This is a genomic window from Ensifer sp. 38_S197 (assembly GCF_056924495.1).
In genome coordinates, this window is the sequence record NZ_JBXOVZ010000002.1 from 1044780 (window position 1) to 1069622 (window position 24843).

27 protein-coding genes and 2 tRNA genes are annotated in these 24843 nt (G+C 63.2%); 15 read left to right on the top strand and 14 right to left on the bottom strand.

Translation table 11 applies throughout. The features are described from left to right. Positions 1-19: 19 nt before the first annotated feature. On the bottom strand, positions 20-535 hold the full coding sequence (gene fabA, locus AC1Z3V_RS18150; protein WP_173515178.1) for a 3-hydroxyacyl-[acyl-carrier-protein] dehydratase FabA: 516 nt from the start codon (positions 533-535) through the stop codon (positions 20-22). A 322-nt stretch (positions 536-857) separates the two neighbouring features. On the opposite strand from fabA, the gene irrA reads away from it, so the two are divergent. After that, the gene (gene irrA / locus AC1Z3V_RS18155) at positions 858-1280 is read left to right on the top strand and encodes an iron response transcriptional regulator IrrA (RefSeq protein ID WP_429810745.1); all 423 of its coding nucleotides are present in this window, start codon (positions 858-860) and stop codon (positions 1278-1280) included. A gap of 125 nt (positions 1281-1405) precedes the next feature. Here the strand turns inward: irrA and AC1Z3V_RS18160 are convergent, their stop codons facing one another. Both AC1Z3V_RS18160 and AC1Z3V_RS18165 read right to left on the bottom strand, forming a co-directional pair. Continuing rightward, on the bottom strand, positions 1406-2041 hold the full coding sequence (locus AC1Z3V_RS18160; protein WP_483500839.1) for a trimeric intracellular cation channel family protein: 636 nt from the start codon (positions 2039-2041) through the stop codon (positions 1406-1408). Between the two features lie 67 nt (positions 2042-2108). Further along, positions 2109-2897: a YdcF family protein gene (locus AC1Z3V_RS18165; protein ID WP_483504109.1), complete on the bottom strand. Its 789-nt coding sequence runs from the start codon at positions 2895-2897 to the stop codon at positions 2109-2111. A gap of 128 nt (positions 2898-3025) precedes the next feature. Here AC1Z3V_RS18165 and AC1Z3V_RS18170 point away from each other — a divergent pair, with 128 nt between their 5' ends. Continuing rightward, positions 3026-3415, top strand: a complete 390-nt coding sequence (locus AC1Z3V_RS18170; protein WP_483500841.1) for a hypothetical protein — start codon at positions 3026-3028, stop codon at positions 3413-3415. Between the two features lie 32 nt (positions 3416-3447). Here the strand turns inward: AC1Z3V_RS18170 and AC1Z3V_RS18175 are convergent. Then, a tRNA-Ala gene (locus AC1Z3V_RS18175) sits at positions 3448-3523 on the bottom strand. A 200-nt stretch (positions 3524-3723) separates the two neighbouring features. After that, positions 3724-4113 (bottom strand): TIGR02300 family protein, encoded by a 390-nt coding sequence (locus AC1Z3V_RS18180; RefSeq protein WP_483500843.1) that lies wholly within the window; start codon positions 4111-4113, stop codon positions 3724-3726. A gap of 367 nt (positions 4114-4480) precedes the next feature. On the opposite strand from AC1Z3V_RS18180, the gene aroA reads away from it, so the two are divergent. The 4 genes from aroA to rpsA all read left to right on the top strand — a co-directional run bounded on the left by aroA (position 4481) and on the right by rpsA (position 9165). Further along, positions 4481-5827 carry a 3-phosphoshikimate 1-carboxyvinyltransferase gene (aroA, locus tag AC1Z3V_RS18185; protein WP_483500845.1) on the top strand — a complete coding sequence of 449 codons (1347 nt, stop codon included), beginning with the start codon at positions 4481-4483 and terminating at the stop codon, positions 5825-5827. Beyond that, on the top strand, positions 5824-6657 hold the full coding sequence (locus AC1Z3V_RS18190; protein WP_483500847.1) for a hypothetical protein: 834 nt from the start codon (positions 5824-5826) through the stop codon (positions 6655-6657). Before aroA ends, AC1Z3V_RS18190 begins: the two co-directional genes overlap by 4 nt. Further along, a complete protein-coding gene (gene cmk, locus AC1Z3V_RS18195; RefSeq protein WP_483500849.1) occupies positions 6654-7292 on the top strand; it encodes a (d)CMP kinase in 639 nt (212 codons plus the stop codon). Before AC1Z3V_RS18190 ends, cmk begins: the two co-directional genes overlap by 4 nt. 148 nt (positions 7293-7440) lie before the next feature. Next, positions 7441-9165 (top strand): 30S ribosomal protein S1, encoded by a 1725-nt coding sequence (gene rpsA, locus AC1Z3V_RS18200; RefSeq protein ID WP_173518052.1) that lies wholly within the window; start codon positions 7441-7443, stop codon positions 9163-9165. 87 nt (positions 9166-9252) lie between these two features. On the opposite strand, the gene AC1Z3V_RS18205 is transcribed toward rpsA, so the two are convergent. After that, the gene (locus AC1Z3V_RS18205; protein WP_483500851.1) at positions 9253-10848 is read right to left on the bottom strand and encodes a hypothetical protein; all 1596 of its coding nucleotides are present in this window, start codon (positions 10846-10848) and stop codon (positions 9253-9255) included. Between the two features lie 401 nt (positions 10849-11249). On the opposite strand from AC1Z3V_RS18205, the gene AC1Z3V_RS18210 reads away from it, so the two are divergent. Further along, positions 11250-11579, top strand: a complete 330-nt coding sequence (locus tag AC1Z3V_RS18210) for a DUF6665 family protein (RefSeq protein WP_429810753.1) — start codon at positions 11250-11252, stop codon at positions 11577-11579. Here the strand turns inward: AC1Z3V_RS18210 and AC1Z3V_RS18215 are convergent, their stop codons facing one another. After that, positions 11580-12338 carry a hypothetical protein gene (locus tag AC1Z3V_RS18215; RefSeq protein WP_429810754.1) on the bottom strand — a complete coding sequence of 253 codons (759 nt, stop codon included), beginning with the start codon at positions 12336-12338 and terminating at the stop codon, positions 11580-11582. A 180-nt stretch (positions 12339-12518) separates the two neighbouring features. Further along, the gene (locus AC1Z3V_RS18220) at positions 12519-12974 is read right to left on the bottom strand and encodes a BA14K family protein (protein WP_429810755.1); all 456 of its coding nucleotides are present in this window, start codon (positions 12972-12974) and stop codon (positions 12519-12521) included. Positions 12975-13268: 294 nt separating this feature from the next. Between AC1Z3V_RS18220 and AC1Z3V_RS18225 the strand changes: the two genes are divergently transcribed. The 3 genes from AC1Z3V_RS18225 to AC1Z3V_RS18235 all read left to right on the top strand — a co-directional run bounded on the left by AC1Z3V_RS18225 (position 13269) and on the right by AC1Z3V_RS18235 (position 16100). After that, positions 13269-14702: a phosphomannomutase gene (locus AC1Z3V_RS18225; protein WP_483500853.1), complete on the top strand. Its 1434-nt coding sequence runs from the start codon at positions 13269-13271 to the stop codon at positions 14700-14702. A 77-nt stretch (positions 14703-14779) separates the two neighbouring features. Beyond that, a tRNA-Leu gene (locus tag AC1Z3V_RS18230) sits at positions 14780-14864 on the top strand. Between the two features lie 279 nt (positions 14865-15143). Next, positions 15144-16100: an adenylate/guanylate cyclase domain-containing protein gene (locus AC1Z3V_RS18235; RefSeq protein WP_483500855.1), complete on the top strand. Its 957-nt coding sequence runs from the start codon at positions 15144-15146 to the stop codon at positions 16098-16100. A gap of 6 nt (positions 16101-16106) precedes the next feature. On the opposite strand, the gene AC1Z3V_RS18240 is transcribed toward AC1Z3V_RS18235, so the two are convergent. From AC1Z3V_RS18240 to AC1Z3V_RS18250, 3 genes are all read right to left on the bottom strand, one after another. Continuing rightward, positions 16107-18113, bottom strand: a complete 2007-nt coding sequence (locus AC1Z3V_RS18240; protein WP_483500857.1) for an adenylate/guanylate cyclase domain-containing protein — start codon at positions 18111-18113, stop codon at positions 16107-16109. A 154-nt stretch (positions 18114-18267) separates the two neighbouring features. After that, positions 18268-19296, bottom strand: a complete 1029-nt coding sequence (locus AC1Z3V_RS18245) for a hydroxyacid dehydrogenase (protein WP_483500859.1) — start codon at positions 19294-19296, stop codon at positions 18268-18270. A gap of 230 nt (positions 19297-19526) precedes the next feature. Further along, on the bottom strand, positions 19527-19838 hold the full coding sequence (locus AC1Z3V_RS18250) for a hypothetical protein (RefSeq protein ID WP_483500861.1): 312 nt from the start codon (positions 19836-19838) through the stop codon (positions 19527-19529). Between the two features lie 108 nt (positions 19839-19946). On the opposite strand from AC1Z3V_RS18250, the gene AC1Z3V_RS18255 reads away from it, so the two are divergent. After that, on the top strand, positions 19947-20573 hold the full coding sequence (locus tag AC1Z3V_RS18255) for a ribonuclease D (RefSeq protein ID WP_483500863.1): 627 nt from the start codon (positions 19947-19949) through the stop codon (positions 20571-20573). Between the two features lie 32 nt (positions 20574-20605). Here AC1Z3V_RS18255 and AC1Z3V_RS18260 read toward each other — a convergent pair whose 3' ends face one another. Then, positions 20606-20965, bottom strand: coding sequence for a YqaA family protein (locus AC1Z3V_RS18260; protein ID WP_483500865.1), 360 nt, complete (start codon positions 20963-20965; stop codon positions 20606-20608). Positions 20966-21033: 68 nt separating this feature from the next. Next, entirely contained in the window at positions 21034-21315 is a 282-nt protein-coding gene (locus AC1Z3V_RS18265) for an Rdx family protein (RefSeq protein ID WP_173515196.1), read from the bottom strand. 307 nt (positions 21316-21622) lie between these two features. Between AC1Z3V_RS18265 and AC1Z3V_RS18270 the strand changes: the two genes are divergently transcribed. Next, positions 21623-22078: a DoxX family protein gene (locus tag AC1Z3V_RS18270; protein ID WP_483500867.1), complete on the top strand. Its 456-nt coding sequence runs from the start codon at positions 21623-21625 to the stop codon at positions 22076-22078. A gap of 121 nt (positions 22079-22199) precedes the next feature. Here AC1Z3V_RS18270 and rnk read toward each other — a convergent pair whose 3' ends face one another. Then, on the bottom strand, positions 22200-22613 hold the full coding sequence (rnk, locus tag AC1Z3V_RS18275; protein ID WP_429810763.1) for a nucleoside diphosphate kinase regulator: 414 nt from the start codon (positions 22611-22613) through the stop codon (positions 22200-22202). A 358-nt stretch (positions 22614-22971) separates the two neighbouring features. On the opposite strand from rnk, the gene AC1Z3V_RS18280 reads away from it, so the two are divergent. The 3 genes from AC1Z3V_RS18280 to AC1Z3V_RS18290 are packed head-to-tail and all read left to right on the top strand — an operon-like array spanning position 22972 to position 24775. Beyond that, complete coding sequence (locus tag AC1Z3V_RS18280) at positions 22972-23727, top strand: type 1 glutamine amidotransferase (RefSeq protein WP_483500869.1); 756 nt, start codon at positions 22972-22974, stop codon at positions 23725-23727. Next, the gene (locus AC1Z3V_RS18285) at positions 23724-24203 is read left to right on the top strand and encodes a GFA family protein (protein ID WP_483500871.1); all 480 of its coding nucleotides are present in this window, start codon (positions 23724-23726) and stop codon (positions 24201-24203) included. The genes AC1Z3V_RS18280 and AC1Z3V_RS18285 overlap by 4 nt, the downstream gene beginning before the upstream one ends. Next, entirely contained in the window at positions 24200-24775 is a 576-nt protein-coding gene (locus tag AC1Z3V_RS18290) for a sugar O-acetyltransferase (RefSeq protein ID WP_483500873.1), read from the top strand. Before AC1Z3V_RS18285 ends, AC1Z3V_RS18290 begins: the two co-directional genes overlap by 4 nt. Positions 24776-24843 lie beyond the last annotated feature (68 nt).

The window sequence follows — 24843 nt, forward strand, 5'->3', positions numbered from 1 at the left end:
GTGCAGGCAGGCCTGGTCTTTACTCGGCCTTATCCTTCGACAGCCCGACACGCAGGTCGGTTGCCTGATAGATAGTTTCGCCATCGGCCTTCAGCCAGCCGTCGGCAGTGCCGAGCACGAGCCGGCCGCGCATGACGCGCTTGAAGTCGATACCGTACTGCAGCAGCTTGGTTTCGGGGCGAACCATGCCCTTGAATTTCACTTCGCCCGTCGAGAGCGCCATGCCGCGGCCGGGCTCGCCGAGCCAGCCCAGGAAGAAGCCCGTCAATTGCCACATGCCGTCGAGGCCGAGGCAGCCCGGCATGATCGGATTGCCCTGGAAGTGGCAGGGGAAGTACCAGTCGTCGGGACGCACGTCGTATTCAGCGCGGATGAAGCCCTTGTCGAAGGCGCCGCCCGTTTCGGAAATCTCAGTGATGCGATGAACCATCAGCATCGGCGGCAGCGGCAGCTGCGCGTTGCCGGGGCCAAACAGCTCGCCACGGCCGCAGGCCAGGATTTCCTCGTAGCTGAAGCTGGATTGTCTGGTGGTCATGAATAGGTGCTTCCCCGAATGACTTAACGTGTTATCCGATCTGCTTTAGAGCAAGTTCGGCTTGAAATGAAGCGCGGGGAACCCGGATCTTCTCGTTTCCGGCCCGGTCACCGCCGCCTCAGATGGCATTTTCGTTCCGCCGTCGCTTACAGGATCAATGTGGGCGCGACCAGAGTTAATTGCCAGCCTTCCCCGAGTTTGACCGGTTTTTCAGGCTTTGCAACGCATGTCTGGATGAGAATCTATTGAAAGCGCGGGGCGCAAAAGTTATATCGCAACGGAAGTATTGTGAATTTCGCCGGGATACATGGAACGACCCTTGATGACGAAAGCAACAGAAGTGAGTTCGGAAGAAAGGCTGCGCCACTCAGGCCTCCGTCCGACCCGTCAGCGCGTTGCCCTCGCCGATTTGATCTTTGCCAAGGGTGATCGCCATCTGACCGTCGAGGAATTGCACGAAGAAGCCGTCATGGCCGGGGTGCCGGTTTCGCTGGCAACCGTCTACAACACGCTGCACCAGTTCACAGAAGCCGGAATGATCCGCGTCCTGGCGGTCGAAAGTGCCAAGACCTATTTCGACACCAACGTATCGGATCATCATCACTTCTTCATTGAGGGCCAGAACGAGGTTCTCGATATTCCCGTCAGCAACATCCAGATCGACAATCTCCCGGCGCCGCCCGAGGGTATGGAGATTTCGCATGTCGACGTCGTGATCCGTCTGCGTCGCAAGAACGGCCGCTGACATCGGCACGGTTCTGGGAAAAGTGTGAAGCGGTGTTCCGTCCGGAACGGCGGGGTTTCAAACTGGCCCGCAGGGCGATCTTCAAAATAAGTTGATCGCGGCCTTCGTGTCGATCGTGCCCCAATTCACATCACATCGTCCGGATCTCTGCCCGGCAGCGCCTTGCCTGTCGGCAGCGTCCAGCCGTATTTGAGTGCGCCGCCGCGCACGACGAAGGCCGAAATCACGCCGAGCGTCGATGCCGCCGCAAGCGGCAAGCCGGCCATCGTCGCAAGCACGAAGGCGCCGGCGCCGATCAACGCCGCTGTGACGTAGACTTCCGGCCTGAGCAGCACTGAAGGCTCTCCGGCGAGCAGATCGCGCAAGATGCCGCCGAAGGTGGCCGTCAGCATGCCGGTAACGAGCGCGACACCCGCGGAGCCCGTGGCCGCAAATCCCTTCGCAGCACCCATGACGCAATAGGCCGCAAGGCCGATTGCATCGAGCCACACAAGGACCCGGTAGCGCGAGTCGAAGAGATGGGCCGTGAAGAAGAGGATGACCGCCACCGTGGCGCAAACCAGCAGATAGGTCGGATTGGTAACCCAGAAGACCGGTGTCGCGCCCAAAACGACGTCGCGCATCGTGCCACCGCCGATGCCGGTCACGGAGGCGAGGAAGAGATAGCCGATGATGTCGAGCTGCTTGCGTGACGCCGACAACGCTCCGGTCGCTGCAAAGACGGCGACACCGGCATAGTCGAGGATTTCGAGGATCGGCATGGGCGCTCCGGACTAGAATCGGCGGTTCGCTTTGAAGCTGGGCTATCTCGTGCCCCGGCGTCAACTCTCAGGGCGCCGGCAGGATCGAGGCTGTCCGGCCCGCGAGGTAGTAGCCGATGAGCCCGATCCATTCGCGCACCGCCGTCGTCGTGAGCTGGGCGTTGAGCGACGGCTGGGTGAAGTCGAAGCCGAGGCCAAGCTTGCCGCTGGTGCGGTAGTCCGTCGGCCAGGGGATGACGGGGATATCGAGGGCGCGGAAGAGCCCGACCGAACGCGGCATGTGGAAGGCGGAGGTGACGAGTACGCAATTCGAAAGCCCGTGCGTCGCCAGCAATTCCTTGGTGTTGCGGGCGTTCTCGAAGGTCGTGCGCGATTGCTCTTCGCGAATCAGCCGCTCGCCGCCGGCGTCGAACGCCGCGAGGAAGCTTTCCGACGCCTCGGCATCGCCGGCATAGGCGCCGCTGAACGAGCCGTCGCCGCCGGACACGAGAATACGCGCCTCGGGATAGCGCTTGGCGAGCGCCAGGGTCTCGATAAAACGGTCCGCCGCCTGGTTGAACTCCGCGCCGCCGCGGCCTGCCATCACTTCGTTCTCGAAGGCGCCGCCGAGCACGATGATGCAGGAGAGCGAGGCGGGTGGCGCCGGGCGAGGAAAGCGATCCTCCAGTGCTTGCAGGGCATAGGGGCCGGCAGTGGTGAACAGCGAAACAAAGAGCACCAGCGCGCCGAGGCCGCAAAAGACAGTGCCGGTGCGGCGCAAGCCCGCACCTGTCGTCAGCAGTCCGGCAAAGACGGCGAAGAAGGAGAACGACAGCGGCTGCGCGACCAGCCAGAAGATTTTCGAGATCAGGAACATGGGCATCAGCTTCTGCGTTTCGATGCTTAACAAATCATAAACGCGCATCGGAGCGGCCCGGCTGACCCGATGCGTGGCTGTGCGGATCAGCAGTCCTGTTCGTGTTCGCGCAAGGTCGCGCGCGTAACATGCTCATCCGAACGTTGCACGGGTGGCTGCGGCCACCACTTTCATTTGAAGCCGAAAGGAGTATCATCCGGGAGATGACCACGATATCGGGCTTCAGATCCCAGTTGTTTCGTGCCGCCAATGAGGTCCATGAACTCACCCCATTACAGGCACAACGTCTGCTCGAAGGCGCAGTGGCGTTGATCCGCTGCATGCGCGAACAGACCGGCATGGAACCGAACACCGAGGCGCCCGATGTCACCAATGTCCTGCTCGACATTGCCGCCTCCGTGCCGAACCGTTCGGAACGCGAAATCCGCAACGCCCTGCTCGAGTCGGCCGACATCATCCGCCTGCTGACCATGATCCTGGATTCGCTGGACGAATTGGGAAGCGGCGAGGGACCTTGACGGTCCAAGGGTGTTCAATCGAAGGAGAAGTTTGGTGGAGCTAAGCGGGATCGAACCGCTGACCTCTTGCATGCCATGCAAGCGCTCTCCCAGCTGAGCTATAGCCCCATATCGGGTTCCGGCTAGGCCGGTCCGGGAAGTTCGTCGGGCTGTTGTGCCCGGCGAGTGGCGGCTTATTACTTCCCCTTTTTGAGGATGGCAAGCCGAAAAATGCGTGGCCTGTGGATTTATTTTCAGTCCGGGCCGATTTTCTCCCGTCCGGGCCGTAAAGGCCGAGGACGGGAGCATTCCTATGTCATTTGAAGCGCTTAGACGTCTTCTTCGTCATCGGACACGCCGATGAGGCCGCTCATGTCGTCGTCGTCTTCGTCCTCGTCGGCTTCGAGGAAGGTGTCGTCGTCGTCACCGTCGATTTCGACATCGTCGTCGCCGAGATCCGGCAGGTCGTCGCCGCCCGCTGCCTCATCATCGGCATCCTCGAGCGAAACGAGTTCGACTTCGGTGTTCTCTGCATCGACTTCCGTGACGTCTTCTTCTTCTTCCTTCTCGAGCACCTTGGCGACCGAGCTTTCTTCGAAGAAGGACAGCGGGTAGGACTTGCCGGTGTAAGGCGAAACGATCGGATCACGGTTCAGATCATAGAATTTGCGCCCCGTTTCCGGGTCGATGCGCTTTGTTCCAAGTTCCGGTTTTGCCACAGTCAAAGCCTCTTGAATGGCCGGCCGTGCCGGCGCTTGCCGGAAAGCCGGCGGGTGGAAAGGGTATCAAGCTTATGATGATTAGCCGGTCCCCATAATCATCTTGACAGCATCTGTCAAAGACAAAACTTGCAAGCGCCTATGTCCCGGGCGTTCCGGCGCGTGCAAGCATACCCACCCGCCGTGATTTGTGAAGGCATGCAGCAGGGGTTGTGGTCGCGGTGCTGCGGAAAGCAGGCGCCGGCCTGCATTGTTTTCTTCAATCCTATCCGGTCTAAGAATAAAAACGGACAGCCGTTCACGTGCTGCCGCGACTTTGGTGCGCTTCGAGCGCACGACACTGACTTGCTTGTTTCGAGGATACCGCATGTCGCAAGGATTGGGCCAAAGCCCCGCCACCGCCCGTAAATCCGACGGCCTCAAGGGATCGATCCGCATTCCCGGCGACAAGTCGATTTCGCATCGGTCGTTGATGCTGGGTGGCCTTGCCGCCGGCCAGACGCGCATCACCGGCCTGCTCGAGGGTGACGACGTGATCGCCACCGGCCGGGCCATGCAGGCCATGGGGGCCAGGCTTCGCAAGGACGGCGACGCCTGGATCGTCAACGGCGTCGGCAACGGCGCATTGCTTGCGCCGGAAGCGCCGCTCGATTTCGGCAATGCCGGCACGGGTTGCCGGCTCATCATGGGCCTCGCCGGCGTCTATGATTTCGAAACGACCTTCATCGGTGATGCCTCGCTCGGCCGGCGGCCGATGGCGCGCGTGCTCGACCCCTTGCGCGAGATGGGCGTGCAGGTAAAGGCGGCTGCCGGTGATCACCTGCCGGTGACGCTTCGCGGACCGAAGACGCCGACGCCGATCACCTATCGAGTGCCGGTCGCATCCGCCCAGGTGAAATCGGCGGTGCTGCTTGCCGGTCTCAATGCGCCGGGCATCACGACCGTCATCGAACCGGTACTGGCCCGCGACCATACGGAGCGCATGCTCCGCGGATTCGGCGCCGAACTTTCGATGGAGGCCGATGCCGCCGGTGTCCGGACCATCCGGCTCGAAGGCCGTGGCCGGCTCGTCGGCCAGGAGATCGAGGTGCCGGGCGATCCGTCCTCGGCGGCTTTCCCGCTGGTTGCGGCACTCGTCGTTCCGGGCTCGGACATCACGATCCGCAACGTGCTGATGAACCCGACCCGCACGGGCCTGATCCTGACCTTGCAGGAGATGGGCGCCGACATCGAGGTGATCGACATCCGGCAGGCCGGCGGAGAAGACGTGGCGGATCTGAGGGTGCGCCATTCCGATCTGAAAGGCGTCACGGTGCCCGATGAGCGTGCAGCCTGGATGATCGACGAGTATCCCATTCTCGCTGTCGCCGCCGCCTTTGCTGAAGGCGCGACCGTCATGAGCGGTCTCGATGAGCTGCGCGTGAAGGAGTCCGATCGCCTCGCCGCGATCGCTGCGGGTCTGAAACTCAACGGCGTCGATTGCGACGAAGGCAAATCCTCGCTTGTTGTCCGCGGCCGTCCCGGCGGCAAAGGATTAGGCGCTGCTTCAGGCGAGGTCGTGAAGACCCATCTCGATCATCGCATCGCCATGAGCTTCCTTGTCCTGGGGCTTGCCTCGGAGCACCCGGTTCAGGTCGATGATGTGTCGATGATTGCGACGAGCTTTCCGGGGTTCACGGATCTGATGACCGGGCTGGGGGCAAGGATCGCGTGAAGCCGACGACGCTGGCGGCAAAGCTCAAATGGCTGTTGACAATTGCGGTCGTCGTTCTCCTGACGCTGCTGACACAGATCGGCGGCCTTGTCTGGCTTGTTGCTCTTGGTCTTACGTGCCGAAGAAGGGCGGGTGTTCCCGTGTTTCTTGCACTCTTTCTGGGTCTCTATGCGGCGGGAAGCGCGCTTAGCCATGCCGTGGCACCGATCTTCGGCCGGGTTCCGCTGCCCTGTTTCGACGAGGGCACGTCGCGGCTCAGGATGCAGTCGCCTTTATTCTGTGTCCTGAACCGTCAATATGTCGTTCCGGAACTGAAGGACGCGGCCTTTGCCCTGTCGCGGCATATGGATCAGGCTTTCCCCGGAACGACGACCTTGGCGCTCGACGCCAATTTTCCCTTCTTCAATGGCTTTCCGCTGTTCCCGCATCTATCCCATTCGGACGGCCGGAAGCTCGATATCGCGTTCTTCTATCAGGATGCCGCTGGCGGCTATCTGGACAAGGCGACCCGTTCGCCGATCGGCTATTTCGCCTTCGAGCAGCCGCGCCCGGGTAGCATTCTTCCGTGCCGGGATCGCGAAGACCTCTTGACCTTGCGTTGGGACTTGGACTTCTTGCAGTCGCTGTGGAGGTCCTTGTCGCTGGAGGAAGGCCGGACCGGCGAGGCGCTCCGCTGGCTCTCCGGCGAGGGGAGCAGCTTCGGTATCGAGAAGATATTCGTGGAGCCGCATCTGGCGCAAAGACTTGGCGTCGAGGCAGAATCCATTAGGTTTCAGGGTTGCAGGGCCGCCAGGCACGACGACCATATACATATGCAGGTTGGAAAATGACGTTCACCATCGCCATCGACGGGCCGGCCGCGGCCGGCAAGGGCACGCTCTCGCGCTTGATTGCCGAGGAATACGGCTTTCATCATCTCGATACGGGGCTGACCTATCGCGCCACCGCCAAGGCGCTGCTGGATGCGGGCCTGCCGCTCGACGACGAGGCGGTGGCCGAGAAGATGGCGCGCGACGTCGAGCTCGCCGGGCTCGATCGCTCGGTCCTCTCCGCCCACGCGATCGGCGAGGCGGCGTCGAAGATCGCGGTCATGCCGGCGGTGCGGCGGGCGCTGGTCGAGGCCCAGCGCGTCTTTTCGTTGCGCGAGCCCGGAACCGTTCTCGACGGCCGCGACATCGGCACGGTCGTCTGCCCCGATGCGTCGGTGAAGCTTTATGTCACCGCCTCGCCGGAAGTGCGGGCGAAGCGACGTTATGACGAGATCATCGGCAACGGCCAACCGGCCGACTATGCGGCGATCTTCGAGGACGTGAAGAAGCGCGACGAGCGCGATATGGGCCGCGCCGACAGTCCTTTGCGGCCGGCCGACGACGCGCACTTGCTTGATACGTCCGAAATGAGTATAGAGGCGGCGTTTCAGGCCGCGAAGACTTTGATCGATGCGGCCCTGATGAAGAAGATCTGAAGAAGAGCCCTTTCATAAACCTCGTTTGAAACGCTCTTCTTGCATAGCCTGAAATTCCGTCCACGCGCCGGATTGCTCCTTCAAATGGAGCGGACTGGGTTCAGGCCTGTTCAACACCAGCCCCCGGCGCATGTGCGTCTCGAATGAGATGCATGCAGGAGATTCCATGTCTGCTACCAATCCAACCCGTGACGATTTCGCCGCCCTTCTCGAAGAATCCTTCGCGAAGACCGATCTCGCCGAAGGCTATGTTGCCAAGGGCATCGTTACGGCCATCGAAAAGGACGTCGCCGTTGTCGACGTCGGTCTGAAGGTCGAAGGCCGCATCGCTCTGAAGGAATTCGGCGCGAAGGCCAAGGACGGCTCGCTCAAGGTCGGCGACGAAGTCGAAGTCTATGTTGAGCGCATCGAAAACGCGCTCGGCGAAGCTGTTCTGTCGCGCGAAAAGGCTCGCCGCGAAGAGAGCTGGCAGCGCCTGGAAGTGAAGTTCGAAGCCGGCGAACGCGTCGAAGGCATCATCTTCAACCAGGTCAAGGGTGGCTTCACCGTCGATCTCGACGGCGCCGTTGCCTTCCTGCCGCGCTCGCAGGTCGACATCCGTCCGATCCGCGACGTCACCCCGCTGATGCACAACCCGCAGCCCTTCGAAATCCTCAAGATGGACAAGCGCCGCGGCAACATCGTCGTATCGCGTCGTACGGTTCTGGAAGAGTCCCGCGCCGAGCAGCGTTCTGAAATCGTTCAGAACCTCGAAGAAGGCCAGGTTGTCGAAGGCGTCGTCAAGAACATCACCGATTACGGTGCGTTCGTCGACCTCGGCGGCATCGACGGCCTGCTCCATGTCACCGACATGGCATGGCGCCGCGTGAACCATCCGTCGGAGATCCTGAACATCGGCCAGCAGGTCAAGGTTCAGATCATCCGCATCAACCAGGAAACCCACCGTATCTCGCTCGGCATGAAGCAGCTCGAGTCGGATCCGTGGGATGGCATCGGTGCGAAGTACCCGGTCGGCAAGAAGATCTCCGGTACCGTCACGAACATCACCGACTACGGTGCGTTCGTCGAGCTGGAGCCGGGCATCGAAGGCCTGATCCACATCTCCGAAATGTCCTGGACCAAGAAGAACGTACACCCCGGCAAGATCCTGTCCACGAGCCAGGAAGTCGACGTCGTCGTTCTCGAAGTCGATCCGACCAAGCGTCGTATCTCGCTCGGCCTCAAGCAGACGCTCGAGAACCCGTGGCAGGCGTTCGCGCATAGCCATCCGGCTGGCACCGAAGTCGAAGGCGAAGTCAAGAACAAGACCGAATTCGGCCTGTTCATCGGCCTCGACGGCGACGTCGACGGCATGGTCCACCTTTCCGACCTCGACTGGAACCGTCCGGGCGAGCAGGTCATCGAAGAGTACAACAAGGGCGACGTCGTTCGCGCTGTTGTTCTCGACGTCGACGTCGAGAAGGAGCGCATCTCGCTCGGCATCAAGCAGCTCGGCAAGGACTCGGTCGGTGATGCCGCCGCTTCCGGCGAACTGCGCAAGAACGCCGTTGTTTCGGCTGAAGTCATCGCGATCAACGATGGCGGCATCGAAGTGAAGCTCGTCAACCACGAAGACATCACCTCGTTCATCCGCCGCGCTGACCTCGCGCGTGACCGTGACGAACAGCGTCCGGAGCGTTTCTCGGTTGGTCAGGTTGTCGACGCTCGCGTCACCAACTTCTCCAAGAAGGACCGCAAGATCCAGTTGTCGATCAAGGCTCTGGAAATCGCCGAAGAGAAGGAAGCCGTTGCTCAGTTCGGTTCGTCCGACTCGGGCGCGTCGCTCGGCGACATCCTTGGCGCGGCTCTGAAGAACCGCCAGAACAACGAGTAATCGTTGCCTGACATCTGAACTGGAAAACCCGCGGAGAGCGATCTCCGCGGGTTTTTCTTTGGCCGAATGCTTGTTCGGCTTGGACTTTCAGCCGAGGCCGCCGAGCCTGCGATAAAGATCATAGGCGTCGGGTGCTTCCGCCGCCCTGTCGTCGAGCGCGGCCTCGTCCGTTGGCTCCGCCCCGTCCGCTTGATCGTGGTCGTCGCCCTCTTCTGCGCCCTGCTCTTCGTCCGATGCCTGATCTTCCGATCCGCCCGGCATTTCATGGCTGAGGTTTTCGGCTTCCGCCGCATCCCCGGCGGCCGGCGGGTAGGGGATCATGGCAAAGGGAATGGCTTCGCGCGGCAGACCGTTTTCGACCAGTCTGGCGATGACCTGCTGCATCGTCTGTTCGTCTGTTGCACCTTGCGGCCGCGTGTCCGCAGGCGTGCGTTGAGTTGCCTTTGCGTCCTCGGACTGCTCGTCGAGCAAGGACGGCAAGGTGTTGCCGCCATCCGGCGTCTCGCGCGGGCGGTCCGCGCCGTCGATAGCGCGTGCTTGCGCGGCGCCTTCCTTTGCCGAGGCGGGCGTCGGCGCATCCACTCCATCGGCGTGCTCGGTCACCGGCTTGGCCTCGGCGCCGGCAGTGCTTCCGGGCGGGGTCACGCTGTCGCGAATGAGCGTCTTGATCGCCTCGAAAAGCACCCGCACCGGCCGGGCCTCGGGATTGCCGCGTCCGGCCGCCGTTGCTGTCTTGGCAGCATTCTCCTCGTCTGCATCAGGCATCGGCCCATAGGTGCCATCGGGATCCGCATCCTCGGCGGATTCGGCTGTCGCATCGGCCTCGCCCGGCGCGGCCGTGCTCTCGCTGGCGAACGCCTCGCTTTCGACATGCCCGCCATCGGCCGATGGGACGGTTTGCTCAGGCTCGGCCCCGGGGACCGCCTGCGGAGATGTTTCCTCGACTTCGCCTGCAAGCAGCGCGGCGTTTTCGACCGGCGTGCCTTCCGCGGACGCGGATTTGCCTGTGCTCGCACGCGTTTCGCTTCGCTCGACCGGCGTTGCGTTTCGGCCTTTTGGCGGCGCCTCCGTCGTCCCGGCCTGGTCCGGCTCATCACCCCGCGCTTCGAGCACGTCTGTGTCGTTGCCGACGCCAAAGGTCTTGCGCAGCACCGCTTGCAGCAGCGCGACCTCGCCGGCGACCGGCATGCGTGCGGCAACCGGGCTGAGAGGCATGGCCGGCTGGAGAGAGGGGTTGCGCAAGATGACGTCGCGTGCCTGAGCAGGCATCGGAGTGGCGGTGCCGCCCGGCGCGCTCGTGCCATTGCGGATCGCCGGCAGTTCTGCAAGCAAGGCGACCCGGACGGCGAGGCTGCGCCCGCCGAGCTGACGTTCGAGCAGCAGCCGATCGGAGGCAGGCATCGATTCGAGGAAGGCGACGAGGCGGCGAACGAAATCCCGTCCGCCTTCCTGCGGCAGGGGCGGGAACTTCAGGATGCGCGCCAGGTCCTCCATCAGCCGTACCAACGCGTCCTTGGAGAGGATTTCGCGGCCCGAGAGATGTCGGGTCAGCGCGTCCAGGATCTTTTGTATGGCTTCACCGCGTTGGCCGGCGGGCAACAGCGCTGCCGGCTGCTGCGTCTTGGTGCTCGTGTCTTCTGCGGAGGCGGCTGCCGCTCGGCCCGTCTGGATGGGTATCAGCATTCTGGTCTCCATCTCGCTTGACCTCGGGTTGACCAATCGTCGTTGACCGACGAAACGCGGTTGCACGCTTGCACATGGACCGATTTCCGGCTCGCGCGCGGACTGTTTTCTTCGTCACTTACGGGTTGGCGCCTCATGCGCGTCTACAGCGCCGCGCGTCCTATGAGGCGCGCAAAGGTCGCTGTCGCTCTTTGGGCTGCTGCATGTTCTTGAAGAAGCATGCGGAAGGCCAATGGCCGAACGACCGCGACAACGTCGCGGACAGGGGAATCGGCATGATGTTCGAGGTTAGGTGAAAGAGGTTTATGAAATCTTAACCATGTTTCGCTGGCTGCGGCGGTCGACCGCCCTTGTCTGTGGACATCAACAGCGCCATCTTCAGGACTTCTGAGGAGTTCCGGATGACCGTTCGTCCCCCAAAAGCCCTGAGCCCGACCTTCTCGACCACCGGCGCCTTCAACGTGCTCGAATATGAGCTCATGTCCGAGCGCGCCGATGCGCTCGGCCGGCATGGGCTGAAGGTGGAAAAGGCCCTTGCCGCACTGTCGGAATTAAAGGGGGAGGTGGTCCCGGATTTGCGCGAGCGGCTTCTCGATGAAGCAGCCGATGCCGTCTGGGCCTTCTTCATCCAGCGCGAGATCTGCGGGCTGCGCGACAGCCGCGATGCCGTTCGCCGCTACGGCATCCCCAAGGAGGTCATGGCGCGGCTGGGGATCGTGCGCAGGAAATGATCAGAAACTCTGCGCCGTCAGGCTGTAGAGGCCGTTCTCGTCGAAGCGGACCAAAGGCTGCAGCTCGGTTTCGCGGCGCTCGGCGACATTTTTCAGTTCATCCTTGAGGCGGAGTGCGCGTAGCTGCTCGTCCTGTTCGACCAGCGACTGCTTGTCGGTGCTGCGGGTGGGATCGTTGCGCAGGCTGTCGACCTGGGCTTCCTCGAGTGACCCGGGTTCCGCTGCGCTCTTCAGCCGATCCACCGCCTTGGCAGCCTGTGCCTGGCTTTGGGACCCATTGCCGCTCGTCTCTCCAAGCGCCGCCTTCAACGTCTCGTTTTCCCGGCCGCCCGGATTTTTGAGCGCTTCAGTCAGGTCGGTGAGGGAGACGCCGAGCTTATCGAGCCCAAGCTGCTTCTCGACCTTGGCGATATCGCCGGGATCCAGGGCCTTGATCTCGTTTTCGAGCGCTCTGGCGAAGGCGGCGTCGGATTTGAACGTCTCGCGGTCGAGGTCGAAGAACTCTCCCACCTGACGAATGAGAGCCGCGCGATTGCTGTTGGGATCGTTCCGGGTGCGATCGAAGAAATGGGCGTTGATCTTGTCATTGGCCGCCTTGCGGGCGCCATCGGACTGGACCTGCGCCTTCAGGACCTTGTCGTCCTTGGCACCTCTGGCCTTTTCTTCTTCTTCCGCCTGCCGCTTTTCGATGTCCTTGAGGATCGAGCCGACCAGGCTGGTCGTTGCGGTGGCGGTCGATTGCTGGGTCGGAAGCAGCATGTTTCATCCCCGGACAGCATCGTGGAGCTTTCCGAAAGTTAGGTCGTTGCGGTTAATGGCGGCTTAATCGTGGTCTCTCACAAATCGGAACGGGCTTGGCACACGAAGCCAGCTCTCTCCGCGATTGCACACGGAGATACGCGTGAGCCGCAATCGCCCTCACGTTGCGTTGCGTTTCGCCTATCGGTAAGGCGAGTAGCAGACCCTGTAGGCCCCACCGTAGCTCAGGAACCGGTTGGTTGCCGGATCGTAGGAGCGGTAGCGCGACATGCACCAGCTCACATGTGAGCCGCCGTGCACATATCGGTCGCGATGGTAGTAGTTACCGCCGTAGTAGCGACGCGGGTAGTAGTCGCGGTAGTAGCCATAGCGCGGGTAGTAGCCGTAACGTGGGTAGTAGCCATAGCGGGGGTAATAGCCGCCATAATAACCACCACCGTAGTAGCCGCCGGAGCCGAAGTAGAAGCTCAGCCCCGAGCCATAGTACGGTCCGCCCCAACCGTGACGGTAGTAGGGCCCCCAGCCAGACCCCCATCCATGGCCCCAACCGCCGCCCCAGTGGCGCCGGTGGTAGTATTGCACATTCTGGACGTCGCCCTGTGCCTTGATCTGGAGATCGGGCGCCTGGATAGGCATTGCCTCAACAGGCCCGATGGGGGTGATCAGGGAGGTGGCGGCCAAGCTGCAGCCGATAACGAAATTGCGAAATCCCGTCATTTTGTCCTCACTTTCAGAAGGCGAAGCCTTCCGCTTGTGTCCCTGCCCTATTACGTTTGTTTTTCTTGGTTTATTCATGGCGACGGACGTGGCGGGTCGTTACTGGAGCCGCTGGATTTCTGTCCGTTCATCCCCCCCAGCACGATGCGCCGATCCTTCGGCCGTGTGGCTGTGGTTCTTTTGTCATTCAATCCCATTTCAACGAGGTACGCGATGCAATTGAAGTTTGGCACCAGTGGTTTGCGCGGCCTCTCGGAGGAACTGAAGGGAGAGCCCTCCGCCCGCTATGCGACCGCCTTTGCCCGGCACCTGATGGCGGCTGGGCACAGCAAGCCTGGCGATCCCATCCTGATCGCCCGCGATTTTCGCGATTCGAGCCCTGAGATCGCGGCCGTTTGCGCCGCTGCCCTGTCGCGCGCGGGGCTGCGTGTCTTCGATTGCGGCGCGGTGCCTACCCCTGCGCTGGCGCTTTACGGTCTCGCCAACAAGGCGGCGGGGTTGATGATCACCGGCTCGCATATTCCGGCCGATCGCAACGGCATCAAGTTCTATCGCCCGGACGGCGAGATCGACAAGGAGGACGAGGTTGCGATCAGCCGCATCGCCGACGGTATCGCGAATCAGATTGCCCCGGTTGCCGATGCCGGGACCGGCGAGGATCACGCGGCCCGGGCTGCCGCGCTTTTCATGGAAAGGAACCGGCAATTGCTGCCGGCCGGCGCGCTGTCCGGCCTCAAGGTCGGTGTCTACCAGCATAGCACCGTCGCTCGCGACCTGATCGCCGAACTGCTGGCTCACTTTGGTGCCGATGTCGTGGCCCTTGGGCGCTCGGAACACTTCGTTCCGGTCGACACCGAGGCAGTTTCGGCGGAGACGATCGAGCGACTCCAGGATTGGGCTCGCGAACATCGCCTGGATGCCATCGTGTCGGCGGATGGCGACGGCGACCGGCCGCTGGTCGCCGACGAGAACGGACTGCCCCTGCGCGGTGACCTGCTGGGCCTGATGGCCTGTGGCTTCCTCGGCGCGAGACTGGCCGTTACTCCGGTGACGTCGAACTCCGGGCTGGAGGGCAGGGAAGGGCTTTCGGTTCTGCGCACCCGCGTCGGCTCGCCCTTCGTCATCGCCGGCATGCAGCAGGCGCTGAAAGAGGGTGCGCAGAAGGTCGCCGGCTTCGAGGCCAATGGGGGGACGCTGACCGCGAGCCCCTTCGTCGTCAACGGCACAACACTCGAGGCCCTGCCCACGCGCGACAGCGTCCTGCCAATCGTTGCCGCACTTGCCGCCGCGGCCGAGGCCAAGCTTTCGCTTTCCGCACTCGCCGCTTCCTACCGGTTGCCTGTGGCGCTCAGCGATCGGCTTGAGAACTTTCCGGTCGAAACAAGCGCCCGGCTGATGGCCCATTTGCGCGGAGACGCGGCAAATCTTGCGGAGTTCCTGTCGCCGATCGGTGGCGTCTCTGCCGTCAGCGACATCGATGGACTCAGGGTGACGCTCGACGATGGCCGGATCATCCATTTCCGGCCTTCGGGGAATGCGCCGGAGATGCGGTGCTACGTCGAGGCCGAGACGTCGGAGGCTGCCGAAGCGCTGCTCTCAAGAGGTCTATCCACAATCCGCCGTTGGGCAGGAACCGCGTCGAACTGAGTTTTTTGCAATCCGACACGAAAACTTCAAAAAGCCTGTTGACACTTCAGCTCTGGCCTTTTACACCCCCGCTCGTCGCCCAGATGGCGGAATTGGTAGACGCGCAGGTTTCAGGTACCTGTGCCGCGAGGCGTGGAGGTTCGAGTCCTCTTCTGGGCACCAAATTCCCTAAGCCAAATCCTTGATTTGGTTTTGAAAAACCCCGGTCAACCGGGGTTTTTTCGTTTCTGGCGTTTGGCCGGAATTCGAGCTGGTTTCCCGCCGGGCGGCACTCTCTTTCCCTCACTCTGGTTGTACGCTGTCGCTATTTTCGCGCAACGTGCCTTGAAGCCTTGACCGTCAACATTGATATTCTATCCGCAACGAAGGCGTGCGGGTCGCGCAAATGCGGTACCATGCAATTGTCCGCCGTGGCGGCGGAACTCGAGCGAGGACAAGGCGATGTCTGAGACGCGTCGCAAGCTGACGACAATCCTATCCGCGGATGTCCAGGACTACACCCGGCTGATGCGTGCCGACGAGGAGGGCACGCTCGCCACGTTGAAGCGCTATCGCGACGCCATGGGGCGGCTGATCGAGGCGCATGAGGGGCGCGTCGTCAACACCTGGGGCGACGGTCTGATTGCCGAGTTCCCGAGTGTCGTGGAAGCCGTGCGGACGGCGATCGACGTGCAGAACGAACTGGCGGGGCGCAACGCCAAATGCCCTGCCGAGGAACAGATGCTCTTTCGCATCGGCATCAATCTTGGCGACGTGATTGCCGAGGGGGACGACCTCTATGGAGACGGCGTCAATGTCGCGGCGCGCCTGCAGGCCTCAGCACCCGCCGGCGGCATCGTCATTTCCAGCACGGTCTACGACCAGGTGCGCAACAAGGTCGCCGTCGGCTTTGATTTTCTGGGACCGCTCGAAGTGAAGAACATCGATGGCGGCGTGCCGAGCTACGCGGTGCGCATCGGCACGGCCGATGCCCGCCCGGCGCCCGGCGCCCAGGCCTTCGGACGCTCCGCTGGCCAGGCGAGCGGAGATGCCGGCCGATCCAGAGCCGAGGCAAAGGGTGTCGAGGGGGCGGTTGCGGCAGCCAAGCGAGGATCTCTTCCCGTGCTCGCTATCATCGCCGCAGGGCTGGTCGCGTTGAACCTTCTGACCTGGAACGGTGTGCTCTGGTCCGTTTGGCCACTGCTCGGATTCGGCATTCTGTCGGGTCTCGCCTGGCTCAGGGCAAATCCGAGGGTCGATCGCGGCATCGGCGTGCTGGCCCTTGCGGGACTGGTGGTCCTTGCCATCAACCTGCTGACGTGGCGCGGCGTGTTCTGGGCCGTCTGGCCGCTGCTCGCCTTTGCTGTCATCGCCGGTATCCGCTGGGTGACCCGTCAGCGCCGCAGCGTCGGGCCATGAGGCACGTCACGTGCCTTCGCGAGAACCGCCCTCAGCCTCTTCCGGGCTGATCGGCGGAGTGCCCATGGGTGCCTTTTCTTCCGGTTCGGCGCCGAGCACCTCGTAGATCTCCAGCGCTGAGGCGCGCCCTTTCGCCTGCGCCGAGCCCAGCGGCCGGAAGCGGATCGCGGCGCCGGCCTGGGCGACGACGGCGCCACTCGCCATGATCGTCGTGTCGTAGTTCTTGTTCATGCCCTCGAGGCGGGAGGCGACGTTCACCGTGTCGCCCATCGCCGTATATTGTAGCCGCTCCCTGGCGCCGACATTGCCGACGACGGCGGTGCCGGTGTGGATGCCGAAACGGGTGCGAAACTCCGGCAGCCCCTTCTTGCGCTGGGTTTCGTTGAAGGCGCTGAGGCGATCCTCGACGGCCAGCGCGCACCGACAGGCATGTTCGGCGTGCTTTTCGTCGGCGGCCGGCGCGTTCCACATGGCGAACACCGAATCGCCGAGGAACTGGATGATCGTTCCCTCGTGCTCTCCCACCGTTTCGCTGAAGATGTCGAAATACTCCGACAGCATCGCCACGACCTCTTCCGGCGGATATTTTTCGCTGAGCGTGGTGAAATCGTAGATGTCGGTGAAGAGTGCCGTGACCTCCTGCCGCCAGGCCGAGCGGCCGCTGAACTGGCCCGATTCGATGCCCTTGCGCACCAGTTCCTTGGGCACGTAGAGCGCGAAGGTGAAGATCGCATCGCGCGCCCGGTTCATGGCGCCGCCGAGCGTGGAGATTTCGCTGACATGCGACGAGACGTCGATGGGAGTCGTGAAGTCGAGATCCTGCAGCCGGTTGGCGCTGGCGGTCAGCTGGTTGAGCCCCTTGGTGATCAAATGCGCAAGCACCAGCGAGGCGAGCACCGCGAGCGCGACGACCGAGCCGGAAATCGCGAGCCCTTGCACGAGCGTCTGGTTGGCCTCGGCCATCAACTCGTCGAGCGGTGCCGCCACCACGGCGCGGGTGCCGGAGAGAAGCAGTGCGGATTCGAGCGGCGTCACCATGACGAGATAGGTTCGGTCTCCGACCTCGACGAAATCGGCCTTGCCGGGCGCCGGCGGATTGAGGCGAATGCTCTGGATCAAGGGGTCGCTCTCGGCCTGTACGATCGGCGCGTCCTTGTCTTTCGCCGCCATGATGCGTCGCATTATCACGCGGTCCGAATGGATGATCGGACGCCCGACGGAATCGAGGATGAACGAGACCGAGCCGGCGGTCAGCCGTTCGCGGGCGAGGAAATCGGTGATCGTGTCGAGCACAACGTCGGCGCCGATGACGATCTTCGGGTTGCCGCGATGTGCCTGCGAGATCGTCATTCCGGGCGTTTCGGTCGTAGCGCTTTCGTAGGGGCCCGTCGAAACCGCGGCCGTTCCATTGACCGCGGCGCGGTACCACGGACGGGTCCGCGGATCGAAGCTGGAGGGCGGCAGACGCCGTTCCGAAAATTGCATGCCGTCCTTATCGAGGAAAAGCACGCGCTGAAGAGGTTTGCCGCTTGAATCCTTTTCCATCGAGCGCACGGCAATGGCGGCACCCCGCGGCGCGTCGAGCGCCATGCGCCAGGCGATCTGCTTGAGGTCGACCACGTGGAAGAAGGCGCCGTTGGGGTAGCCGACATAGACCCCGTCGATGTGCGGCGAGCGGGTGATGCCCTCGCGCAGGACCGCGACCTTGTCGTTCATGCGTTCGGGCGGGGGTACCAGGAAGGAGTTGGCGACCGAGGAAACGAGATTGACGAGGGCGGTCGTGTCACCCGAGAGAACGCCCAGCCGGTCGACGAGGCGGTCCATGAAGCCGCGCATGTTGGCCTCGGCATCGGCAATGGCGGCATTGCGCGAGCGATGATAATCGAGCCCGACGAGCGTGGCGGAGACGACGATCAGCATCGCGACCATGACCAGGCTGAACAGCGACCGCAGCGAGCTGTTCCAGCCATCGCGCTTTCCGCTTTGTCGAGCACCGGGCGCCGTGTCTGCCATTGCGAATCTCTGCTTCCGAACCGATCAACCGGCGACCACCTTAACGTTGCAATGGCGGTCGTGTGTGCAAGGGAAGTTAAATGCCAATCCCATAAAACACGTTAATCGGCGGGATGCACGCCCCCGCCGACAGGTGTCGCGAAAAATCGGTGGTTCAGTTCACCGACACTGGCTTCGAGCGCATACGGGCGACGGTTTCCCGCTCGGCCCGCTTGCAGCGCATCGGCGGCAGGTTGCGGTCCATCAGGTCCATGTCCTCGAGCACCATGTCGCCCATCTTCTTGAAGGCGCTGTCGAGCGCGCCGGCGCGATGGGCCGAACGCAGGAAGCCCGGCAGGCGGCGAACCGGATGGTCGAGCGGCAGGGGCTCTTCCGGAAAGACGTCGCTGGCCGCCACGATATGGCCGCGTGCGACGGCGGCCATCAGCGCTTCGAAGTCGACGACGCCGGCGCGGCTGAGCAGGATGAAGGCGGCACCCGGCCGCATACGGGCAAAGGCCCTCTCGCCGAGGAAGCCTTCGTTCTCGCTGGTGACCGCAGCGACGACGAAGACGAAGTCGCTATCGCCGAGCACCGTATCGAGCGACGCCGGCTCGACGCCATTGTCTCGGAGGATCGAGGCCGGCATCCAGGGGTCGAAAACCCGGATCCTGGCGCGGAAGCCGGAGAGCACGCGGTTCAGCGCCTTGCCGAGGTCGCCGAATCCGATGATGCCGATATCGGCGCCGGAGAGCAGCCGCGCCGAGCGGTTGCCGTCGCCGCCCCAGAGCTCGCGGCCCTCGCGGAAGGCAAGGTCGGCGTCGACGATGCCGCGAGCGATGTTGAGCGCCATGGCGAGGCCGAGTTCGGCGACCGGCTCGGCAAATACTTGGCCGGTGGTCACCACATGGATGCCGCGTTCGAACAACACCTCGTAGGGCATGTTGTTGATCAGGTTGCTTTCGACGTTGAGGATCGCCCGGAGCTGGCCCATGCGCTGCAGCGTGGCGTGATCGAGCGGCGGCTGGCCGATGATGTAACGCGCTTCAGACAAGACAGCGTCGCGGAGGCCGGCGATGTCGTCCGGATCGGCTTCGACGATCCGGTAGCGCCGATGCAGGTCCTCCAACGCCTCCGGCGTGAAGATCAGGTCGAGCGTGCGCGGAGCGGGTGCGCTGATGGCGAGCGGCTTCGTATCGGACATGGTTCCTCCCACTGCATGTTTCCTTTGATCGTAACTGATTAAGGGATGAAAACATGCAGCAATTCAAAGTGCTAGAGCGATCTTTGCGCGTCTGGTAGGATGCGCGGCGCTGTAGCCGGAGGCAGCCCCGCTTTGTGTCGTCAGGCTAGGAACAAATCCGCGCCTTGCCAAGCGGCGCGGTCGTCGGGGCGCGGAGCATACGAGCGGGGAGCGGCCGACGATGGATTGCCTCAGTAGCCGAGGCCGCGTTTCTGCCGATAGAGCGACGGCGGCAGATCGCTGCCCTGGAAGACCGGTCCATCACCGCGGCGGCAATTGTAGATCGTGTCGTAGACGGGGCGGCCGCGAGCCGTCGATTCGAACGGATAATTGCGGTCGATGAAGGTCTGTTCGCATACAATATGGTCGCCGCCGCCGTTCAGCGGGTCCATCTGGCGCACGCCGGGCAGATCCCGGTAGGTCTGTGCCGGTGCCGGGATGGCGGAGAACCCCAAAGTCAGCGCAAGGGCCGAAAGGGTGAGAGCGGAGCGAAGAGACGTCATTGTCAGGACTTTCGGACGGGCGACCGGTTGGTAGCACACGGTAACGGTATCGCCGGCGCCAAACTTGCGCTATAGGCGACACCACTTCGTTTGATCTGGGGATTTTCGATGGCGAATGCAATACGGGTCCATGAAGGCGACATTTCCGCGGCTGACGCTGCGCGCTATACGGGCGCGATCGCCATCGACACTGAAACGCTCGGCCTCATCCCCCGCCGTGACCGTCTCTGTGTCGTGCAGCTTTCGCCCGGTGACGGCACCGCCGACGTGATCCGTATCGCCGCCGGCCAGAGGCAAGCGCCGAACTTCGTCGCCATGCTTGCCGATCCAGCCCGCCAGAAGATCTTCCATTTTGGCCGCTTCGATATCGCCGTGCTGTTCCACACCTTCGGGGTGACGACGACGCCGGTCTTCTGCACCAAGATCGCCTCGCGGCTGACCCGGACCTACACCGATCGCCACGGCCTCAAGGACAATCTCAAGGAGATGCTCGACGTCGACATCTCCAAGCAGCAGCAGTCGTCCGATTGGGCGGCGGATATCCTGTCGCCGGCGCAGCTCGAATATGCGGCTTCCGATGTCCTGCACCTGCATGCGCTGCGCGACAAGCTGACGGCGCGCCTTATCCGCGACGGCCGCCTGGAGCTTGCCGACGCTTGCTTTGCCTTCCTGCCGACGCGCTCCAAGCTCGACCTGCTGGGCTGGGACGAGACGGACATCTTCGCGCACAGCTAAGACGGCGACCGCAGAGCTGTGGCGGCCTGGCGTCAGGGCGTCAGGTACAGGATGACGGCATAGCGCGCCGCCTTGCCGATCGAGACGAACAGCAGGAACAGCGGCAGCGGCATACGCAGCAGGCCGGCAACCAGCGTCAACGGGTCGCCGATGACGGGAAGCCAGGAGAGCAGCAGCACAGGCTGGCCGTAGCGGGCAAAGAGCGCTTCCGCCTTTTGCCGGCTGGCCACCGAAACCGGAAACCAGCGCCGCCCTTCGAAGCGAATGAGAAAGCGCCCCAGGACAAAATTGACGACGGCGCCGAGCACGTTGCCGAGCGTCGCCGCGACGAAGAGGGCGGATCGACCTGCCTCTCCGTGCAAGGCCGCGGCAACGACCGCAGCCTCGGACATGCCGAAGAGCAGCGTGGCCGACAGGAACGCAGCGGAGAAGACGCCGGCGAGAATTCCGAAATCCAGGATCAGCTCCTGTCCGTATGGCCGAGATCGCGCTCCGGCTCGATGATATCGCGGATACGCTGCTTCAGTTCCTTGGGGCCGGGAAAGCCGCCGTCACGCTTGCGCTCCCAGACGAGCGCGTCGTCGACCCGGATTTCGAAATTTCCGCCGGTACCGGGAATGAGCGCCACTTCGCCAAGCGATTGTCCGAACGTCTGCAGCAATTCCTGCGCCATCCAGCCGGCGCGCAGGAGCCAGTTGCACTGGGTGCAATAGAGGATGGTAATGCGCGGCTTCTGGTCCATGGCTTGGTCTCGGACATGTCTCGGGCCGGCGACCATACCGGCGGCGTCTGGCGGAAACAACTGCGTCGTCGCGCTTACTGCATGTTTCCTTTAATCCTAGCAAAACATGCAGCAATTCAAAGTGCTACGGCGACCTTTGCGCGTCCGATAAGACGCGCGGCGCTGTAGTTGCTCACGCCGTGCTCACACAATTGTCAACCAATTTAGTCATGTTTTTATCGGCGGGTAGCTTGCTTTGATCCGCGCTCGTGGCGAGAGATGCGGCATTGCACAAATTGTCGCACCCCAACCGCCGGAGAGGCCCTTCATGACCGACGTCACCGTTTCCAGTTCCCGCCCGCGCGCCATTCTGCCGGTGCTGGAAAAGATCTATCTGCCGCTCGATGGTTTTGCCGAGACGCTGCTGCGCGTACTCGCCGGTGCCCTGCTGGCTGTCCACGGCTTCGGCAAGATCACGGATCCCTTCGGCGCGATCGGCATGGTCGAAGGCCTGGGCTTCTATCCCGGTGTCTTCTGGTCGCCGCTTCTCGCCGCCACCGAATTCTTCGGCGGCATCCTGGTTGCGATCGGGCTACTGACCCGCCCGGCGGCTTTCGCCGGCATGATCGTTCTGCTCGTCACCGTCTATTTCCACGGCATCGTGCAGGGCGAGGGCCTGTTCGGTGCCGAGAAGTCGATCCTCTGGGCGGCGATCCTGTTCTTCTTCGCCATCCGCGGTGCCAACGGCCAGTCGGTCGACGCCAGGCTCGGCAAGCAGCTCTGATCGATCGAACGATGAACAGGGAAACGGGGAGGCGGCGAAAACCGGCCTCCCCATTTTTGTTTGGCGGCATGGAATGCCGGTCCGCCCTCATAGAATACGCAATTCCGGACGGAAAACCGTTTCACACTTTTCCTGGAATTGCTTGGGGCGTCACGCTGCGGATGGTCATGCGATGCACCTTGCCGGACCGGTCTTGCCAGTCGATCGACTGGCCGACGGAAAGGCCGATCAAGGCCGCTCCAATAGGCGTCAGCACAGAGATGCGTCCGGCCTCGATATCGGCCTCGCCGGGATAGACGAGCGTCACCTGCTTGGCAAAGCCGTTGTCGGCTTCAAAGGCAACGATGGAACCCATCTGCACGCTGTCGGCCGGCAGTGCGCCCGGCGCGCCGATGCGAGCGCGGTCGAGCTCGGAGAGAAGCGATTCGGCCACGTCGGGCACGCGCTCGAGCGCCGATGAGGCCAATGCCGTCAGCCGCTTGTGGTCCTCGGCATTGATGATGATGGGGGGAAGTTTCTTGCGGGATGCCGCCATGATGTGACCTGCCGTGTTCGGCCGTGGCGCCTGCGGGCGCGCTCGGAATCGATTTTCTGGGAATTCGGCGCTCGTTTCGCCGCGTCTGAAATTTCTTCTGCCGACGCGGCAGGGCTCCCCTCACCCGGAGAGCGCAAACATCCGGGCCGGGGTCAGGTTCCTGCGATCGGGCACACCCGGAAGCAGTGAGAGGAAGAAGTCGTCGACATCATGATGACGCAAGGGTCGGAAAGTTTGACCAGGAAGTCAAGACCCGTACCGGGGCGCGGCAAAGCACGGCGCGCGGATCATCGTGCCTCTTGAACGGCGGCCGCGCTCGTGGTCAATCTCGGTTCGCGACGGCGAAGGGAAGGTGACGATGCGGGTATTGGTGGTTGAAAACATGGCGAAGACCGAGCTCGGCCAGGTCGGCACGGCGCTTCGCGAGGTCAAGGCGCAGATCGAGATCCTTCGCGCCTATCTTGGCGATACCGTGCCGGCAACGCCCGACGGTTATGATGCGCTCGTCGTGCTCGGTGGCGAGCAGAGCGCGCTCGATGATGCCGCCTATCCCTATCTGCTTGATCTTGCCGCGCTGATGCGCGCTTTCGGCGACAGCGGCCGCTCCGTGCTTGGCATCTGCCTCGGAAGCCAGCTTCTCGCGCGGGCCTATGGCGCAGAAAATCTGCTGGGCGCCGCCAGGGAGTTCGGCTGGTGCCAGATCCAGGTGCGCAGCGAAGGCGCCGAGGACCCGGTGCTGTCCAGCGTCGGCCAGAGCTTCCCGATCTTCCAATGGCACGGCGACACCTTCACACTGCCTGATGGGGCTGTGCATCTCGCCGAAAACGCCGCCACCACCCATCAGGCCTTCCGCATCGGCCGCGCCGCCTATGGCACTCAATTCCATTTCGAGGCGGACACGCACCTGGTCGAGGATTGGAACCGCGCCTTCCCGGATACGATCAACCGGCTCGACCCCACCTGGCTTGCCCGCTATCGCGAGCACGCAGCCCGCCATGGCCGACAGGCCGATGCTGCCGGCCTGGCGCTGGCTCGCGCCTGGGTGGCGACGATCGGTCGCCGGGAGGGCGCCGGGATGAATAAGGATCCGGCTCTGGAGGAGGTAGACGGATGAGTGAAACACTGAACGGCGGCTGCTTCTGCGGCAAGATCCGCTATCGGCTGAAGGCCGCGCCGATGTTCGTCAACTGCTGTCACTGCAGCGATTGCCAGCGCCAGGTCGGCAGCGCTTTCGTCGTCAACGGCGTCATCGAGCGCGAGAACATCGAACTCACCGAGGGCGAGCCCGTCGTCGTCACGCTCCCCACCGACAGCGGCCGCCCGCACGACGTCTATCGCTGCGCCGAATGCCAGACGGCGCTCTGGAGCGACTACGGCCGGCGCGGCTGGCTCTCCTTCCTCCGCATTGCCAGCCTCGATCGGCCCTCGGACTTCCCGCCGGACGCGCACATTTTCACCCGCTCCAAGGTGAAGTGGCTGTCGCTCGAAGGCGGCGCCCCGACCTTCGAGGTCTATTACGACATGAAGACCATGTGGCCGGCCCAAAGCCTGGCACGGCGCGAGGCGGCGGAAGCAAAGGCAAAAGCGTGACCGCCAGCGAACGCGACAAGATGGCCGCCGGCGAGTGGTACTCGTGCCTCGACGACGAACTCGACGCACTTCGCCTCACGGCGCGTGAAGCGGTCCACCAGCACAGCACCATGCCGCCGATCGAACGCGGAAACATGGCGCCCGCTCTGCGCGCGCTGTTCGGTGCGGTCGCCGATGACGTCTTCATCGAGGCGCCGTTCCATTGCTCCTACGGCATCAACATCCATCTCGGCGCCCGCGTCTATCTCAACGCCGGCTGCACCATCCTCGATAGCGGCCGGGTGACGATCGGCGAGGGGACGATGCTCGGGCCAAGCGTGCAGATCTATTGCGCCGAACACCACAAGGATGCCGTGCTTCGGGGGCGAGGCCTCGAAATCGCTCGCCCGGTGGCGATCGGCTCGGATGTCTGGATCGGCGGCGGCGCCATCATTCTTGGCGGGGTCACGATCGGCGACGCCGCGATCGTCGGCGCGGGTTCGGTGGTGACGAAGGACGTGGCGGCCGGCGCGATCGTCGTCGGCAACCCGGCGCGCCCGCTGCCCGGCGCCCCTATATCGGGGGACGCGTGAACCGGCTCTGTCCGGAACTGTGTGATTACAAGGGCCGGATCATCCGCATCGTTCCAGCGGACGGATGA